Annotated in this window: 15 protein-coding genes; 4 read left to right on the top strand and 11 right to left on the bottom strand. The window is 68.6% G+C overall.

Features of this window, described 5'->3' with window-relative positions:
• Positions 1 to 15: 15 nt before the first annotated feature.
• From rlmN to surE, 8 genes are all read right to left on the bottom strand, one after another.
• A complete protein-coding gene (gene rlmN / locus C7H73_RS06590; protein WP_106845928.1) occupies positions 16 to 1,137 on the bottom strand; it encodes a 23S rRNA (adenine(2503)-C(2))-methyltransferase RlmN in 1,122 nt (373 codons plus the stop codon).
• Between the two features lie 76 nt (positions 1,138 to 1,213).
• The gene (gene ndk, locus C7H73_RS06585; protein ID WP_106845927.1) at positions 1,214 to 1,639 is read right to left on the bottom strand and encodes a nucleoside-diphosphate kinase; all 426 of its coding nucleotides are present in this window, start codon (positions 1,637 to 1,639) and stop codon (positions 1,214 to 1,216) included.
• 82 nt (positions 1,640 to 1,721) lie between these two features.
• On the bottom strand, positions 1,722 to 2,909 hold the full coding sequence (locus tag C7H73_RS06580; protein ID WP_106845926.1) for a pseudouridine synthase: 1,188 nt from the start codon (positions 2,907 to 2,909) through the stop codon (positions 1,722 to 1,724).
• Entirely contained in the window at positions 2,906 to 3,571 is a 666-nt protein-coding gene (gene scpB / locus C7H73_RS06575) for an SMC-Scp complex subunit ScpB (protein ID WP_106845925.1), read from the bottom strand. The genes C7H73_RS06580 and scpB overlap by 4 nt, the downstream gene beginning before the upstream one ends.
• A gap of 123 nt (positions 3,572 to 3,694) precedes the next feature.
• The gene (locus C7H73_RS06570; protein WP_106845924.1) at positions 3,695 to 4,699 is read right to left on the bottom strand and encodes an RluA family pseudouridine synthase; all 1,005 of its coding nucleotides are present in this window, start codon (positions 4,697 to 4,699) and stop codon (positions 3,695 to 3,697) included.
• Positions 4,696 to 5,601, bottom strand: coding sequence for a peptidoglycan DD-metalloendopeptidase family protein (locus tag C7H73_RS06565; RefSeq protein WP_106845923.1), 906 nt, complete (start codon positions 5,599 to 5,601; stop codon positions 4,696 to 4,698). Before C7H73_RS06565 ends, C7H73_RS06570 begins: the two co-directional genes overlap by 4 nt.
• 14 nt (positions 5,602 to 5,615) lie before the next feature.
• Positions 5,616 to 6,374, bottom strand: coding sequence for a protein-L-isoaspartate(D-aspartate) O-methyltransferase (locus C7H73_RS06560; RefSeq protein ID WP_106845922.1), 759 nt, complete (start codon positions 6,372 to 6,374; stop codon positions 5,616 to 5,618).
• Positions 6,374 to 7,156: a 5'/3'-nucleotidase SurE gene (gene surE / locus C7H73_RS06555; RefSeq protein ID WP_106845921.1), complete on the bottom strand. Its 783-nt coding sequence runs from the start codon at positions 7,154 to 7,156 to the stop codon at positions 6,374 to 6,376. The genes C7H73_RS06560 and surE overlap by 1 nt, the downstream gene beginning before the upstream one ends.
• A 165-nt stretch (positions 7,157 to 7,321) precedes the next feature.
• Between surE and C7H73_RS06550 the strand changes: the two genes are divergently transcribed.
• Both C7H73_RS06550 and C7H73_RS06545 read left to right on the top strand, forming a co-directional pair.
• Positions 7,322 to 8,296: an NADPH:quinone oxidoreductase family protein gene (locus C7H73_RS06550; RefSeq protein WP_106845920.1), complete on the top strand. Its 975-nt coding sequence runs from the start codon at positions 7,322 to 7,324 to the stop codon at positions 8,294 to 8,296.
• A 64-nt stretch (positions 8,297 to 8,360) separates the two neighbouring features.
• Positions 8,361 to 9,893 carry a GGDEF domain-containing protein gene (locus tag C7H73_RS06545; RefSeq protein ID WP_106845919.1) on the top strand — a complete coding sequence of 511 codons (1,533 nt, stop codon included), beginning with the start codon at positions 8,361 to 8,363 and terminating at the stop codon, positions 9,891 to 9,893.
• A 422-nt stretch (positions 9,894 to 10,315) separates the two neighbouring features.
• On the opposite strand, the gene C7H73_RS06540 is transcribed toward C7H73_RS06545, so the two are convergent.
• The gene (locus C7H73_RS06540) at positions 10,316 to 10,543 is read right to left on the bottom strand and encodes a hypothetical protein (RefSeq protein WP_106847561.1); all 228 of its coding nucleotides are present in this window, start codon (positions 10,541 to 10,543) and stop codon (positions 10,316 to 10,318) included.
• Positions 10,544 to 10,762: 219 nt separating this feature from the next.
• On the opposite strand from C7H73_RS06540, the gene C7H73_RS06535 reads away from it, so the two are divergent.
• Both C7H73_RS06535 and C7H73_RS06530 read left to right on the top strand, forming a co-directional pair.
• Positions 10,763 to 11,149: a CidA/LrgA family protein gene (locus C7H73_RS06535; RefSeq protein ID WP_106845918.1), complete on the top strand. Its 387-nt coding sequence runs from the start codon at positions 10,763 to 10,765 to the stop codon at positions 11,147 to 11,149.
• Positions 11,149 to 11,859, top strand: coding sequence for an LrgB family protein (locus C7H73_RS06530; protein ID WP_106845917.1), 711 nt, complete (start codon positions 11,149 to 11,151; stop codon positions 11,857 to 11,859). The genes C7H73_RS06535 and C7H73_RS06530 overlap by 1 nt, the downstream gene beginning before the upstream one ends.
• On the opposite strand, the gene C7H73_RS06525 is transcribed toward C7H73_RS06530, so the two are convergent.
• On the bottom strand, positions 11,856 to 13,322 hold the full coding sequence (locus C7H73_RS06525; protein WP_106847560.1) for a cryptochrome/photolyase family protein: 1,467 nt from the start codon (positions 13,320 to 13,322) through the stop codon (positions 11,856 to 11,858). The two genes, C7H73_RS06530 and C7H73_RS06525, sit on opposite strands and share 4 nt — an antisense overlap.
• 87 nt (positions 13,323 to 13,409) lie before the next feature.
• The gene (locus C7H73_RS06520) at positions 13,410 to 15,101 is read right to left on the bottom strand and encodes a methyl-accepting chemotaxis protein (protein WP_106845916.1); all 1,692 of its coding nucleotides are present in this window, start codon (positions 15,099 to 15,101) and stop codon (positions 13,410 to 13,412) included.
• Positions 15,102 to 15,204 lie beyond the last annotated feature (103 nt).

The following is a 15,204-nucleotide window of genomic DNA, read 5'->3' as shown; positions in this document are numbered from 1 at the left end:
TGTCGATTGCGTGGCTCACGGCACCGGCTGGATGGGAATGGTGCGCAGTTTGGCCATGCGCTCGCCCACCTTGGTGCGGTCCTTGACATCGCCGGCCAATTGGCCACAGGCGGCGTCGATGTCGTCGCCCCGCGTCTTGCGCACGGTGGTGACGATGCCGGCATCGCTGAGCAGCTTGGCGAAAGCCGCCACTGCGGCATTGCTGGAGCGGCGCAGGCCCGATGCCGGGAACGGATTGAACGGAATCAGGTTGAACTTGCACGGCACGCGCTCGCCGGCGCTGCCGTTCACCAGTGCAATGAGTTCGCGCGCATGCTCAGGCTGATCGTTCACGCCCTCGAGCATGCAGTACTCGAAAGTGATGAAGTCGCGCGGCGCGTGCTCCAGGTAGCGCCCGCAGGCAGCCAGCAGTTCGGCCAGCGGGTACTTGCGATTCAAAGGCACCAGCGTGTCGCGCAGCGCATCACCCGGGGCATGCAGCGACACCGCCAGCGCCACGGGGCAGTCCTGCGCCAGCCGGTCGATCATGGGCACCACGCCGGACGTGGAGACGGTGACGCGGCGGCGCGACAGGCCGTAACCATGGTCGTCCAACATGGTGCGCAGCGCCGGCACCAGGGCCGAGTAGTTCTGCAGCGGCTCGCCCATGCCCATCATGACGACGTTGGAAATCACCCGCTCGCCCCCGCCGCGGCGCTCCCGCAGCGTGTGCTCGGCAAACCACAGCTGGGCGACGATCTCGCCGGTGGTCAGGTTGCGGCTGAAGCCCTGATGGCCGGTGGAGCAAAAGCGGCAGCCCACGGCGCAGCCGGCCTGGGAGGAAATGCACAACGTGCCGCGGTCGTCTTCAGGGATGAAGACGGTCTCCACGGCATTGCCGCCCCCCACGTCGAACAGCCACTTGACGGTGCCGTCGGCCGAGACGTGCTCACTGAGGATGGGCAGCGCGCTCACGTGCGCGCAGCCCTTGAGTTTTTCGCGCAGCGACTTGGCCAGATCGCTCATCTGGTCGAAGTCGCTCGCGCCGCGCTGGTGGATCCAGCGATACAGCTGGGTGGCCCGAAAGCGCTTCTCGCCCAGTTGCTCGCAAAACGCGGCAACGGCGGCGAGGTCCAGATCAAGAAGGTTGGTACTCATGGCGCGCTCGGGTCATCCAACTGGCGGGCGCCGCGGCGCGGGAGGCTGCAATGCCCCGCCCCCCGCGGGCGGCCGATCAGCGTGCGTAGACGCTCAGGCCGGGGAAGAACAGCGAGATTTCGGCCTGGGCCGTCTCGGCGGCGTCGGAGCCATGCACGGCGTTGGCGTCGATGCTGTCAGCGAAGTCGGCGCGAATGGTGCCGGAGGCGGCCTTCTTGGGGTCGGTAGCGCCCATCAGTTCGCGGTTCTTCAGGATGGCGTTTTCCCCTTCCAGCACCTGAACCATTACCGGGCCGGAGATCATGAAGTCCACCAGGTCCTTGAAGAAGGGGCGCTCTTTGTGCACGGCATAGAACTGCTCGGCTTCGGCGCGCGACAGGTGGATCATGCGGGCGGCGGCGATCTTCAGGCCGGCAGCTTCGAAGCGGGCGTAGATCTGGCCGATGACGTTCTTGGCGACGGCGTCGGGCTTGATGATGGACAGGGTACGTTCGATAGCCATGAAAATTTTCCTTGTGATGAAGTGTTGGGGTATTTTTTCGCCGGGCAGGCAAAACCGCGGATTTTAACTTTGGGCCGCCTGCTTACCGGCCGCCGCGTCGCTGCCCACCACGGCCGCGCTGTTTTTGCTGCTGGCGCTGGCGGGCCAGGCTGTCGGCGCCGATGTAGCCCACAGAAGTCTTCAGGGGATCCGGCTGGGTGCCGGAAGGTGGCGCGTCGCTGCGCGGCGACCTCGGCCGGTCGGGCGTTCGTCCGCCGCGGCCGCCCGCCGGTGCCTGCGGGCCGCGTGGCGCAGCAGGCTCTGCCCCCACTGCGCGCATCAGCGCGTTGATGTCGCGGTCGTCCAGTTCCACCCAGGCGCCGCGCTTGAGCCCGCGCGGCAGCAGCATGGCGCCGTAGCGGATGCGAATCAGCCGGCTGACGGCGTGGCCCACTGCCTCGAACATGCGCCGCACCTCGCGGTTGCGTCCTTCAGAGATGGTGACGCGGTACCAGCAGTTGACACCTTCGCCCCCGCCCTCCTCGATGGAGCCGAAGGTCGCCACGCCATCTTCCAGGGCGACGCCGTCAAGCAAGCGCTGCCGCTCCTCGGCCGACAGCGCGCCCAGCACACGCACGGCGTATTCGCGTTCCAGGCCGAAACGCGGGTGCATGAGGCGGTTGGCCAGTTCGCCCGAGCTGGTAAGCAGCAGCAGGCCTTCGGTGTTGAGGTCCAGCCGGCCCACGGATTGCCACTTGCCCTGCATCAGGCGCGGCAGCTTGCGAAACACCGTGGGGCGGTTTTGCGGATCGTCGTGGGTGACCACTTCGCCCACGGGCTTGTGATAGGCGATCACCCGCGTCGGCGGCGGCTCGATGCGCATGCGCAGGGGCTTGCCGTTGACCTTGATCTGGTCGCCGAACTGGACACGCTGGCCCACGTGGGCAGGCTCGTTGTTGACGGAGATGCGCCCTTGCAGGATCAGCTGCTCCATCTCCAGGCGCGAACCCATGCCGGCCTGGGCCAGCACCTTGTGCAGCTTGGGACTTTCGGCGCGGGGCTGGAGCACCCGCTTGGCGGGCGCCAGCTGGGCATCGCCCTCGTCATGGTCCAGCTGCCCGGACACCACGTCGGCGAACTGGTAGCCGTCGGCCTGCTCTTGTACTGCCGGCAATTCCTGCGGCAGCTCCGCCGCGCCCACGGCAGGGGCAGCGGGGCGCCGGGGGCCGCGCTGGGGACGGGGGCTGCTTTGCGGTTGCGCCTTGCGGGGGCGCCTGTCGGGTTTGTTCATAAGTCGGTTTCCCTCGCTGCGCCAGGGCAGGCATCGCTTTCGCGGGTGTTGGCAGCCTCGGCTGCCGGTATGGGTTGTTCGGTGGGTGCATCCTGCAGGCTGCCAGAGGACGCCCGTTCGGCCAGCGCCTGCAGCATGTCCCGCTGGCTGGGCGCTTCCTCCATGACAGGCAGCTGGTCGAGCGACTGCAGGCCCAGGTCGTCCAGGAACTGCCGCGTCGTGGCCAGCAGCGCCGGGCGGCCCACCGTTTCGCGGTGCCCGATGGCCTCCACCCAACCCCGGTCTTCAAGCTGCTTGATGATCAGGCTGTTGACCGTGACGCCCCGGATGTCCTCGATGTCGCCACGCGTCACGGGCTGGCGGTAGGCGATGATCGCCAGCGTCTCCAGCGCCGCGCGCGTATAGCGCGGGGGCTTTTCCGGGTGCAGCCGGTCCAGGTAGTCACGCATCTCCGGACGGCTCTGCAAGCGCCACCCGCTGGCCACGGCCACCAGCTCCACGCCCCGCGTTGCCCACTCCTGCTGCAACTGCCCCAGCAAGCCTTTGATCGTGTCGGCGCTCAGCGCATCATCGAACAGGGTGCGCAATTCACGCAGGGATACGGGCTGTGCGGCGCAGATCAGCGCAGTCTCAAGAACCCGTTTGGCATCCACTGAATTCATGGTGCGGCAATGGCGGGGAAAAGGTGCGGCGAGCCACGAGGGCTGCCTGCGAGATGAAGGGGAGCGGTCACCTTCCCAGGTGCCTGATCGGCGCCGGTTGCGCCAGCGTCCGAATGCGTGGCGCTACGCGGCGCCAGGGAGAGCATTGTAGCGCAGGCCCCACATTTCACAGGCTGCACCCATGTCCGGCGGAGGCTCTGCCAGGCATTCCAGCGCCTGCCCCGTCATGGGGTGCATGAACGCCAGGCGGTAGGCGTGCAGGGCCTGACGCTGCAGCCCTGCGCCAGCCGCGCCGCCATACAGGCCGTCGCCCACCAGGGGATGGCCCAGCGATGCCATATGCACGCGGATCTGGTGCGTGCGCCCCGTGTGCAGGGTGCAGCGCACCAGACAGGCTTGCTCCGTGCCATCGAGCAGCTGGAAATCCGTGCGCGCCGGCTTGCCCGGGTGCAGCGCCAGATCGACCACGGCCATGCGCAGGCGCTGGCGCGGATCACGGCCGATTGCCGCCTCCACGCGCCGCTGTGCGGGGCCGCGCCAGGCGCCCCAGCCCAGAGCCAGGTACTGCCTGCTCACTTCGCGGGCAGCAATCATGCGGACCAACGCGTCCATGGCTGCGCGGCTGCGAGCCACCACCATCAGGCCGCTGGTGTCCTTGTCCAGCCGGTGCACGATGCCGGCGCGCGGCACCTGCGCCGCCTGCGCGTCACGCCCCAGCAGGGCATTGAGCAGCGTGCCGCTCCAGTTGCCGGGCGCCGGGTGCACCACCAGCCCGGCGGGCTTGTTCACCACCAGCAGGTGCTCGTCTTCATGCACCACATCCAGCGGCAGATTCTCCGGTTTGAACGCCTGGCTTTGCTGCGTCGGCCGCATCTCCACCACTACGCGGCTGGCGGCGTGCACTTTCTGCGCCGGCTTGCCGGCCGTCTGGCCATCGACCGTCACCGCACCCTGGGCCAGCAGCTGCTGCAGATAGCTGCGCGAGAACTCGGGCACCAGCTGCGCCAGGGCCTTGTCCAGCCGATGCTGGTGCAGCGCGGCAGGGACCGTGGCCTCGCGCAGTTCGCAGGAGGCATCAGGCGCCTCGTCGTCCTCGGCGCCTGGCGCCTCCAATGCCGAAGCGTTCAACGCGAGGGCAGATAGCGCGCCGGATCGACCGGCTTGCCCTGGCGGCGGATCTCGAAGTGCAGCTTGACGCGGTCTGCATCGGTGCTGCCCATCTCGGCGATCTTCTGGCCGCGGCGCACGTTCTGGTCTTCCTTGACCAGCAGCGCCTGGTTGTGCGCATAAGCCGTCAGATAGGTATTGTTGTGCTTGAGGATGACCAGGTTGCCGTAGCCGCGCAGGCCAGCGCCGGCATACACCACCCGGCCGTCGGCAGCCGCCAGTACCGGGTCTCCTGCTTTGCCGCTGATGTCCAGCCCCTTGTTGCGCGCCTCGTCGAACCCGGCAAGCAGCGTACCGGAGGACGGCCAGATGAAGTTCAGGTCTTCGCTGCCCGCCGCAGCCGGCGGGGTGGCCGGGGCGGGTCCCGGAGCCGGCGCCGAAGCAACCGGCACGGGCGCAGAAGCGCCCGGTTTTGCGGCGCTTGGTGCCGCACCGGCCGCCACGCCCTGCGGGGCAATGGGGCGGGTGACCACACCCGTGTCCGAAGCAACGGTGGAGGCAGCCGTAGTGACCGTGGGCGCCACCACCCGCAGCACCTGGCCGACCTCGATCAGGTTGGCGTTTTCCAGGTTGTTCCAGCGGGCGATGTCTTTCCAGCTCTGACCGGTTTCCAGCCCGATGCGGATCAGGGTGTCGCCGGCGCGCACGGTGTAGTAGCCAGGCTTGCCGGCGTTTTCGGCGCCCGGCAGACTCTTCGGGTCAGGCAGCTCCACGCCGGGTGCACCCGGCGCGCCGCTGGTGCCGGCAAAGGTCCCGCGATCTTCCACCGGTGCCCGGTTGACGGGCGTGCCGCATCCAGCCAAAGCCAAGGCAGCAGCCAGCAGGGCTGGCCCCAGTGTTTCACGAGCACGCAATCCGAACATAAACAACACTTCCTTCACGCAATCCCTGATTTTAGAGGGACGAAGTTCACGTTCTCCAGCACAGCCTGCTTGAAACCCTGCGCTGTCCTGTCTATCACCACCAAGGTCTGGCGACCACCGGCGTTCACGGGTGCCACCAACCGGCCTCCCACGGCCAGCTGCTCACACCACGCCGGCGGCAGGCTGTCGCCACCAGCAGCGGCGATGATGCCGGTGTAGGGTGCGCCACCCGAAAAGCCCAGCATGCCGTCGCCCAGGATCAGGTGCACATTGGCCAGCCGCAAGGGGCGCAGGTGTTCGCGCGCCTTCTCATGCAGCGGGCGCAGCCGCTCGATGGTGTAGACCTCACGGGCCACCCGCGCCAGCACTGCCGCCTGGTAGCCGCAGCCGGTGCCGATCTCCAGCACGCGCCCCAGGCCCTGCTCGCGCGCGCATTCAGCGCCCAGCAGCAGCTCCACCATGCGCGCCACCACACTGGGCTTGGAGATGGTTTGCGCCATGCCGATGGGCAGGCTGGTGTCCTCATAGGCCTGGTTGGCCAGAGCCGTATCGACGAAACGGTGCCGCTCCACGCCCCCCATCGCCTGCAGCACCAAGGGCGACGCGATACCGCCCGCGGCCAGGCGCTGCACCATGCGTGCACGCACCGCAGCAGAGTCAAGGCCCACGCCCAGCGGCACGGGCGGGCGCGGCGCCCGCACCGCCGAGGCAGGGGCAGGCCTGGGCGCCGGCCCGTCCAGGCGCGCGGGAAAGCCTGGCCGGCGCGGCTGCATCAGCCCGCCCCGCCCTGCTCAGTGACGGCGGCCATGCGCGCCACGGTCTGCGCCCAGTAGCCCAGCCCGTCGTGATCGGTGAGATCGACCTTGAGCGGCGTCACCGCCACGTGGCCGTTGGCCGTGGCATGGAAGTCCGTGCCCTCGGCGTCATCCTTGGCGGCGCCTGCTCCGCCAATCCAGTACATCACCTCACCGCGCGGGCTTTGCTGCTCGATCACGCGCTCCGCCGCATGGCGGCGGCCCAGCCGGCACAACCGCAATGGCCGCAGAGCCTCGAACGGCAGGTTGGGAATGTTCACGTTGAGCAGCCACGGCGCTTCGCCGATCAGGTTGCGACGCTGCATCTGCTCGACCATCTCGCGCGCCTTGCACGCGGCGGCTTCGATCTCGCCCCAGCCTTTATCCACCTGCGAGAAGGCAATGGAAGGAATGCCGAACAGGAACCCTTCCATGGCCGCGCCCACCGTGCCGGAGTAGATGGTGTCGTCGCCCATGTTGGCACCGTTGTTGATGCCCGAAACCACCAGATCGGGCCGGTAGCCCAACAGGCCGGTCAGCGCGATATGCACGCAGTCGGCCGGCGTGCCGTTCACGTAGCGAAAGCCGTTGGCTGCGCGCTGCACGTACAGCGGGGAGTGCAGAGTCAGGGCGTTCGACTTGGCGCTGTTGTTGTGCTCGGGGGCTACCACCTCGACATCGGCCACGGTGCGCAGCGCGTCGTGCAGCGCCACGATGCCTGGCGCCTGGTAGCCGTCGTCGTTGGAAATCAGGATTTTCATGGGTTACGCAGACGGAAGTGACGGCATTGTAGGAGGCCGCCGACAGGCCCACGCACGTCGCCCAAGGGACAAGAACGGCGACCCGGCGCCTCCTATGATCACCGCCTTACCCTGCGGCCGCAGCGCCCGGGGAGCCATCAAGACATCAGCGAAGGAGACAACCCCATGCACGCATGGCTTTGCACCGAACCGACGGGCGTGGAGGCCCTGGCCTGGACCGAACTGCCTACACCTACCCCAAAGCCGGGCGAAGTGCTGGTCGAGATCCGCGCAGCCAGCCTGAATTTCCCCGACCTGCTGATGGTGCAGAACAAGTACCAGATCAAGCCGCCCCTGCCCTTCGTGCCAGGGGCTGAGTGGGCAGGGGTGGTGCAGGCCGTGGGCGACGGCGTGACCCACCTGCGCGCCGGCCAGAGCGTGGCGTGCCTGAGCGGCACGGGCGGCTTTGCCACGCACGTCGTGGCACCGGCGGCGCACTGCATGCCGCTGCCCGAAGGCTTCTCGCACGTCGATGCCGCAGCCTTCATCATGACCTACGCCACCTCCCACCACGCTCTGGTGGATCGCGCCCAGCTGCGCGCTGGCGAGACCGTCCTGGTGCTGGGCGCTGCCGGGGGCGTTGGCACGGCAGCCATCCAGATCGCCAAAGCCATGGGCGCCAGGGTGATCGCTGCGGCTTCCTCCTCGGACAAGTGCGATCTGTGTCTGAAAATAGGCGCCGATGCCGTCATCGACTACAGCCAGGAAGACCTGCGCGAGGCGCTGAAGGCTCTGTCGGGTGGCAACGGGCCGGACGTCATCTACGACCCCGTGGGCGGCGAGCTGTCCGAAGCCGCCTTCCGCTCCATCGCCTGGCGCGGACGCTACCTGGTGGTGGGTTTTGCGGCCGGTCCCATTCCCGCCCTGCCTTTCAACCTGCCCCTGCTCAAGGGTGCGTCCATCGTGGGCGTGTTCTGGGGCGAGTTCGCCAAGCGCGAACCCCAAGCCAACGCCGCCATGATGGAAGAGCTTGCGCTGTGGTACGGCCAGGGCCGGATCAAGCCAGTCATCGACCGGACGATGCCGCTGTCGCAGCTGCCGGCAGCCTTTGCCCACATGGCTTCGCGCTCCGTCATGGGCAAACTGGTGCTGGTCACCTGAGGCGGCCGGGCAGGCCCTGCACTCTGTCACACTTCGAGGATTGCAGTTACCGCAGCCCTGCCAGATGGCCGCCCTCAAATCTCCTTCGGACATAGCGCGTGAAACGCTCAAGCAGCTGGCTGCCCGGCGGCTGAGCCCCACACCAGACAACTACCAGGCGCTGTACGAGGAGATCGCGGGGAGCGCCTCTCCTCCGGCCTTTCCCGCAGCTGCATTGCGCGGCATTTTGCGGGTCATGCCGGGACAGACTCCAGCGCAAAAGCGCCTGCTGAACCAGCTGGAGCAGGCCATCGCGCAGCAAAGCTGGTCCACGCTGCAAAGCGTGATGGTGGGCTACGCCAATCTGGGGCTGACGCCGGCGGATGCCTCCCTGGCGCCCACCCCCCTGGAAGTGGAGGCGGCGCATGTGCCGCAGCGTCTGGCGCTGGCCCTGGCGCGCCTGGTGGACAACACCTTGCCCGCACTGGGTGAAGAAGACATGCGCCTGGGCGACATGGCCACTCAGCTGGTGGGCATGCTGCGCAGCGACATGCCCACCGTTGCCGATACGGAACGCATGCTGGCCGACTTCGGGCACCGCCTGTCGTTTGCCGCCGAAGAACAGGGCGCACTGCGCACCAGCCTGCTGACCCTGCTGCACCTGCTGTTCGAGAACATCGCCGCCCTCAGCACGGACGACGATTGGCTGCACGGCCAGGTGCAAGCGCTGCTGGCCGCCACTGCGCCACCGCTGAACCTGCGCCGGCTTGACGAAGTCGAGCAACGCCTGAAGGACGTCATCTTCAAGCAGGCCGAAGCCAAGCTGCACACCCGGCAGGCCCAAGAGCAGATGCGCGAGCTGCTGGCCACTTTCATCGAGCGCCTGGCACAGATGGATGAATCCAGCAGCAGCTACCACAGCCAGATGGAGCAGTGCGCCGAGCGCATCAGCCAGGCCGATAGGCTGCAGGACATCACGCCGCTGCTCGAAGAAGTCATCCGCGCCACGCGCGCCATGGCCCTTAGCAGTCGCGTGGCGCGAGGCGAATTGCAGGACTTGCGCGAGCGCGCCGAGGCCCGTCACGCCGAGATCGACCAGCTGCGCCAGGAGCTGGACCGCGCCAGCAGCATGGCACGGCACGACGCCCTGACCGGCTCGCTGAATCGCAAGGGGTTCGACGAAGCAGTGCAGCGCGAGGTGGCGCGCGCCCAGCGGCAGGACACGCCGCTGTGCATCGCCCTGCTGGACGTGGATGACTTCAAGTCGATCAACGACCGCCTGGGCCACGCCGCTGGCGATGAAGCCCTGGTGCATCTGGCCGACGTCACGCGCCAGGGCCTGCGTCCTCAGGACCAGCTGGCCCGCTACGGCGGCGAGGAATTCATCATCATCCTGCCCGATACCGTCGTGGACGAAGGCGTGCAGGTCATGCGCCGCCTCCAGCGCGAACTGACGACGCGCTATTTCCTCAAGGACGGCGAGCGCCTGCTCATCACCTTCAGCGCGGGTGTGGCGCAGATGGCGGGCAAGGACGACATCAGCGACGCCATACGCCGTGCGGACCAAGGCATGTACTTGGCCAAACGCAGCGGCAAGAACCGCGTGGTGGCGGCCTGACGGCTTTGGATCATCATGGCTGCAGGTGGGGCGGCGTATCCGCTGGCTCGGGCGGCTGACCTGGCACGTCCGGCTCCACGGGCTGATCGCCGGGGTAGCGGTGCGTGGGGCGTGTCATTGGGCACATGCGGTTGTCTGAAATAGGAACGGGAGGGGTGCCGGAGGCGGACTGTGGTGCGGTGCTGCTTTGCACCCGGGTGCTTCGGCAATCGAAGCACGTTGATAGAAGGCGGAGGAAAGAGAGGGCCCTTCCGCCGGCGCCCCACACCAGCCTGCCCTGTGCTGGCCGCAATGGTCAGCCCCGGCCGGCTGTTGGCGCCCCGGTCACGATCGCAGCGACCTTAAAAGGTGCCGCACGGCTTGCATGTAGGACGATGGCGGCGCCGCGTGACGAGATCGTGACAGGCTGTGGATTGGCGGGTTCAGTCCTCCCGCCGCTGCACCAGCTTGCGGCCGGCATCGGTGATGGCGAAACCGCCCGCTGCCGTCTTCTCCAGATAGCCCCAGTCCAGCAGCCGGCCCGACAGGTGCTGGTGCAGTGCCTGTGGCACCGATATCGACGGCTGCAGCTCCAGCTGCTTGAGGGCTTCAAGCTCATCCACGGTGGGCTCAAAGACGGGGGCGTGGTAGGTAGGGGGTGTAGTGACCATGGGCTTCTCCTTGTAGACATGCGCATTCAAACGCGTGAGCGCGGGGGCTGCCAGCGCGGCTGCCAGGTGCAGCGTAGAAGCCTCCCCCATCGAACGCAATGGGCCAACTCCCTGGCTTGATGGGGTCGACCGCCTACAGGCAGGCCAGCGCGCAGTTGCGTCCTGCGCCATGATGCGAACCTTTTTTCGCCCTCCTTCTGCCTTGCGCCGCGCTGTCCCATGCTGTATGCCCTGACTGCCCTTTTTGCCCTCCAACTGCTTGGCGACCTGCTGGTGCAGTGGCTGGGCCTGCCCTTTCCCGGCGCCCTGGCCGGCATGCTGCTGATGCTGGCCGGCCTGCTGGTGCTGGGCCGCACGCCCGCCGCGCTGGAGCGGCTGGCAAATGGCCTGCTGCAGAACATGATGCTGCTGTTCATTCCCTCGGTAGCGGGCGTGATGCTGCACTTCGACCACCTACAGCGCGAATGGCTGCCGTTCCTCGTCTCCGGGGTCGTGGGCGCGGGCGTCACCTTCGCCGTGACGGCGTGGACCATGCGCCGGCTGCTGCACACTGCGCCCGAGGTGCCGCAAGCCGCTGCGGTCCCAGCCCCTTCGGAGGTCCGCTGATGCTGGCCGCAGGCACCCTTGCCCACTCGCCCGTGCCGTGGCTGGTGCTGACGTTGGCCGCCTACGCTGCGGCCATGCTGCTGTACCGGCGCAGCGGCTCGCACCCGTTGCTGATTCCCGTGCTGACCGGTGTGGCGATGGTGGTCGCCGTGCTGCTGGCCACGGGGACGTCCTACGAGACCTACCGCGGCGGCACCCAGCTGCTCACCCTGTGCATCGGCCCGGCCACGGTGGCGCTGGCCGTGCCGCTGTTCGCGCAGCGACAGCGCATCCGCGCCCTGTGGCGGCCCCTGGCCATCGGCCTGCTGGCCGGCTGCACCGCTGCCATTGCCTCGGCGCTGGGGCTGGCCTGGGTGCTGGGGGCCTCGCACGAGACGCTGCTGTCACTGGCCCCCAAATCGGCCACCATGCCCATTGCCCTGCCCGTGGCCGAGCGGCTGGGCGGCCTGCCTTCGCTCACTGCCGTGGGCGTGGCGCTGACCGGCATCGCCGGCGCCGTGCTGGCCGGCCCGCTGGCACGGCTGGTGGGTGCCCACGACCCGGCCGTGCGCGGCTTTGCCTCGGGGGTCACGGCGCACGCCATCGGCACCGCGCGCGAGCTGCAGGTCCACCCCACGGCCGGTGCGTTCGCGGCGCTTGGCATGGGGCTCAATGGGGTGGCCACTGCCGTGTTCACGCCGCTGTTCGTGGCGGCGCTGGGCTGGCTTTAACCGTCCTGCCGGGCCTTCAGAAAATGAAAGCGCATGAGCGTGCGCTCGCGGGCCCGGGCGTGGTCGATGACGGGGTGCGGGTAGTCCATCCCCAGACGCACGCCGCAGGCCTGCAGCGCCGCTGCCGGCATGGCAGCGGGAAAGTGGATGTGCGCATCCGGCACGCGCGCCAGCTCGGGCAGGTAGCGGCGGATGAAACGCCCTTCGGGATCGAATTTGCGCGACTGCGTGACAGGGTTGAAGATGCGAAACCACGGCTGCGCATCGCAGCCGGTGGAGGCCGCCCACTGCCAGCCGCCGTTGTTGGCCGCCAGGTCGTAGTCGTTCAGGTGCCGGGCGAAGTGGCGCTCGCCCAGCCGCCAGTCCAGCCCCAGATCCTTGGTAAGGAAGCTGGCCACCACCATGCGCAGGCGGTTGTGCATATAGCCGCTTTGGTGCAGCTGGCGCAGCGCGGCGTCCACCAGCGGATAGCCGGTGCGCGCCTCGCACCAAGCCTGCCAGAGATCGGGGGCTTCGTCCCACTGCACACCGTCGTAGTCGGGCCGGAAAGACTGCGCAACCACCCGCGGGTGGTGCCACAGGATCATGAAATAGAAGTCGCGCCAGCACAGCTCGGACAGCCAGGTGGCCGCACCCTCGTCGCCCTGCTGCACCCGCGCATGCGCCAGCGCCGCCGCCTCGCGGATCGACAGCGTGCCAAAGCGCAGGTGCACCGAGAGGTAGGACACGCCCCGGCGCGCCGGGTAGTCGCGTGCCTCGTGGTACGCGCCCAGGCGCCCGGCAAAGTCATCCAGCATGCGCCGCGCGCCATGCATGCCCGTGGGCAGGGGCAGCGCGGCCAGGTTGGTGGGCGCAAAGCCCAGGTCGGCGAGCGCAGGCAGCGCCGGTTCGCCTGCCGGCAGCGGCGCCAGCCGGTGCGCCAGGCTGTCGACCGGCAGGGCCTGCAGTTGCGCGGCGCCTAGCCGCTGCAGCCACGCGCGCTTGTAGGGCGTGAACACGCTGTAGGGCTGGCCCTGCCGGGTGAGCACCTCGTCGCACTCCAGCAGCGCCTGGTCCTTGTGCAGGCTGAAGGCGATGCCGTGTGCCTGCAGGCTGTCGGCCACGCGGCGGTCGCGTGCGCGGGCGGCGGGCTCGTAGTCGCGACTGGCCAGCACCTCCTGCACGCCCAGACTGCGCGCCAGCGCGACGACGCTGGCCAGGGCAGGACCGTGCCGCACCAGCAGTCCGCCCCCTGCGACCCCGTGGCACGCGGCCAGATCGCGCAGGGCGCCGTGCAGCTCCAGCACGCTGGCATGGATGAACTCTACGCGGCGGTCGCAACGTGTGGGCAGCGCATCCAGTATGTCGGTGTCGAACACGAACGCGCAGTGCACCCGCTCGAAGCGTCGCAGCGCCTCGTGCAGCGCAGCGTGGTCGTGGCAGCGCAGGTCGCGGCGCAGCCACACGAGGGCCGAGCGGCTCATGCAGGCCTGCCCGTGTTGGAGGACCGGCAGATACAGCGCCACGGGGCGTCTATTGTTTGAGTCAAAAAGGCCTCCAGCCCATGTGTATCAAGCGCAAGCAGCTACTTTTTCAGGAGCATTCAAAAAGGCGCCTCGCAGCGCGCCCTGCGGCCGCAGGGCGGGCGCGAGCAGCGAGGACGACGCCAGCGATGCGCGCGCCGGCACGGGCTCGTCCTGCTCCAGGCGAAACAGGCGTACCTGCGACTCCAGCGCGCCCGCCTGCTGCTGCAAGGCCTGCGCCGCGGCCGCACTTTGCTCCACCAGTGCAGCATTTTGCTGGGTGGACTGGTCCAGCTGCGCCACGGCCTGGCCCACCTGGGCGATGCCCTCGGTCTGCTCGGCCGTGGCGGCGCTGATCTGCGCGATCAGGTCGGCCACGCCCTGGGCCTGCGCCACGATGTCGTCCATGGTGCTACGTGCCTGCTGCACCAGCGCCGCGCCCTGCTCGATGCGCGTGGCGCTCGAGCCGATCAGTGCCTTGATCTGGCGAGCCGCCTCGGCGCTGCGCTGCGCCAGTGCCCGCACCTCGCTGGCCACCACGGCAAAACCGCGCCCCGCCTCGCCTGCCCGCGCCGCCTCGACGGCGGCGTTCAGCGCCAGGATGTTGGTCTGGAACGCGATGGCATCGATCACACCGGTGATGTCGGCGATCTGCTGGCTGCTGGCGGTGATCTCGTCCATGGTGCGCGCCACCTGCGCGACCACTGCGCCGCCGCTGTGCGCCGCGCCACTGGCCGAGGCCGCGCGCCGCGCCGCCTGCTGGGCCGATTCGGCGTTGTGCCGCAGCGAAGCGGTCATCTCCTCCATCGAGGCGGTGGCCTGCTGCAGGTCGGCGGCCTGCGACTCGGTGCGCGCCAGCAGGCCGCTGTTGCCGCAGGCAATGTCCTGCGCATCCGATGCAACGGCGTCCGCGGCCTGGCGCACCTGGCGCACCACCTGCGACAGGCTGGCCTGCATGGCACCCAGCGAGGCCAGCACGCTGTCGGGCGCAGCGCGCCCGGCACGCGCCAGCGGGTGCAGGTTGCCTGCCGCCACCTCGCGCGCCACGGCTGCCAACTCCAGCGGCTCGGCGCCCAGCTGGCGCACGATGCCGCGCGACACGCGCCAGGCCAGCAGCGCGCTGAGCACCAGCGCCACCGCCAGGGCGCCGAACATCACCTTGAGAAAGCTGCCCGCTTCCTGTGCGGCCTGCTGGTTGACCTGCTGGATGCGCGCTTCCTTGAAGTCGATCAGCTTGTTGATGGCCGCCAGCCACTGTTCGTACTGCGGCTTGGCCTGGCCCCACAGCGTCGCTGTGGCGGCCGCATCGCCCGCGCGCACCTGGGCGATCACGGCATTGGTGCTGGCGACCGCCCGCGCCTCGATGGCGCGGATGGCCGCGTACATCTGCCCCAGGGCCGGGTCCGCGCCGGGCCGGGTGATGAGTTTCTCCAGCGGCGCCGCGGAATTGGCATAGAACGCTGCCAGCGTGGCCACCGTGGCAATCTCGCGCTCGCGCTCGGCTGCGGTGCCGGCCAGCACCACGTCACGCACCGCGATCGAGCGGTCATGCGCCGAGCCGCGGAAGTTGATGGCATACCGCTGCACCTGCACGTGGATGTCGTTGTTGGCGCGCAGCGCCCGGTCGATCCGTTCGACTTTGACCACCGCGACACCGGTGACCACGAACAGCAGAGCCAGAATCAGGCCGAACGCCGTGTACAGACGGGCGGCGACGGGCAGGCGAAGGAAAAAATGCATGTTGGTTTCTTCGGTGGGAAGGGTGACACGGCGACGGCGCTCCTATACGCGATGGACACCGTGCAACAGGGAACGAGGAACGCGGCACAAACGGTAACGTAAT

The sequence above is a fragment of the Pulveribacter suum genome (assembly GCF_003013695.1).
In the GTDB taxonomy this organism is placed as follows: domain Bacteria; phylum Pseudomonadota; class Gammaproteobacteria; order Burkholderiales; family Burkholderiaceae_C; genus Melaminivora; species Melaminivora suum.
This window is presented reverse-complemented; position numbering and strand designations above follow the sequence as displayed.

Coding starts and splice junctions, on each gene's coding strand:
- C7H73_RS06520 (WP_106845916.1), bottom strand. CDS start 15,101: ATGCATTTTTTCCTTCGCCTGCCCGTCGCCGCCCGTCTGTACACGGCG.
- C7H73_RS06560 (WP_106845922.1), bottom strand. CDS start 6,374: ATGCAGCCGCGCCGGCCAGGCTTTCCCGCGCGCCTGGACGGGCCGGCG.
- ndk (WP_106845927.1), bottom strand. CDS start 1,639: ATGGCTATCGAACGTACCCTGTCCATCATCAAGCCCGACGCCGTCGCC.
- rlmN (WP_106845928.1), bottom strand. CDS start 1,137: ATGAGTACCAACCTTCTTGATCTGGACCTCGCCGCCGTTGCCGCGTTT.
- C7H73_RS06565 (WP_106845923.1), bottom strand. CDS start 5,601: ATGTTCGGATTGCGTGCTCGTGAAACACTGGGGCCAGCCCTGCTGGCT.
- C7H73_RS06550 (WP_106845920.1), top strand. CDS start 7,322: ATGCACGCATGGCTTTGCACCGAACCGACGGGCGTGGAGGCCCTGGCC.
- C7H73_RS06540 (WP_106847561.1), bottom strand. CDS start 10,543: ATGGTCACTACACCCCCTACCTACCACGCCCCCGTCTTTGAGCCCACC.
- scpB (WP_106845925.1), bottom strand. CDS start 3,571: ATGAATTCAGTGGATGCCAAACGGGTTCTTGAGACTGCGCTGATCTGC.
- C7H73_RS06530 (WP_106845917.1), top strand. CDS start 11,149: ATGCTGGCCGCAGGCACCCTTGCCCACTCGCCCGTGCCGTGGCTGGTG.
- C7H73_RS06525 (WP_106847560.1), bottom strand. CDS start 13,322: ATGAGCCGCTCGGCCCTCGTGTGGCTGCGCCGCGACCTGCGCTGCCAC.
- C7H73_RS06580 (WP_106845926.1), bottom strand. CDS start 2,909: ATGAACAAACCCGACAGGCGCCCCCGCAAGGCGCAACCGCAAAGCAGC.
- surE (WP_106845921.1), bottom strand. CDS start 7,156: ATGAAAATCCTGATTTCCAACGACGACGGCTACCAGGCGCCAGGCATC.
- C7H73_RS06535 (WP_106845918.1), top strand. CDS start 10,763: ATGCTGTATGCCCTGACTGCCCTTTTTGCCCTCCAACTGCTTGGCGAC.
- C7H73_RS06545 (WP_106845919.1), top strand. CDS start 8,361: ATGGCCGCCCTCAAATCTCCTTCGGACATAGCGCGTGAAACGCTCAAG.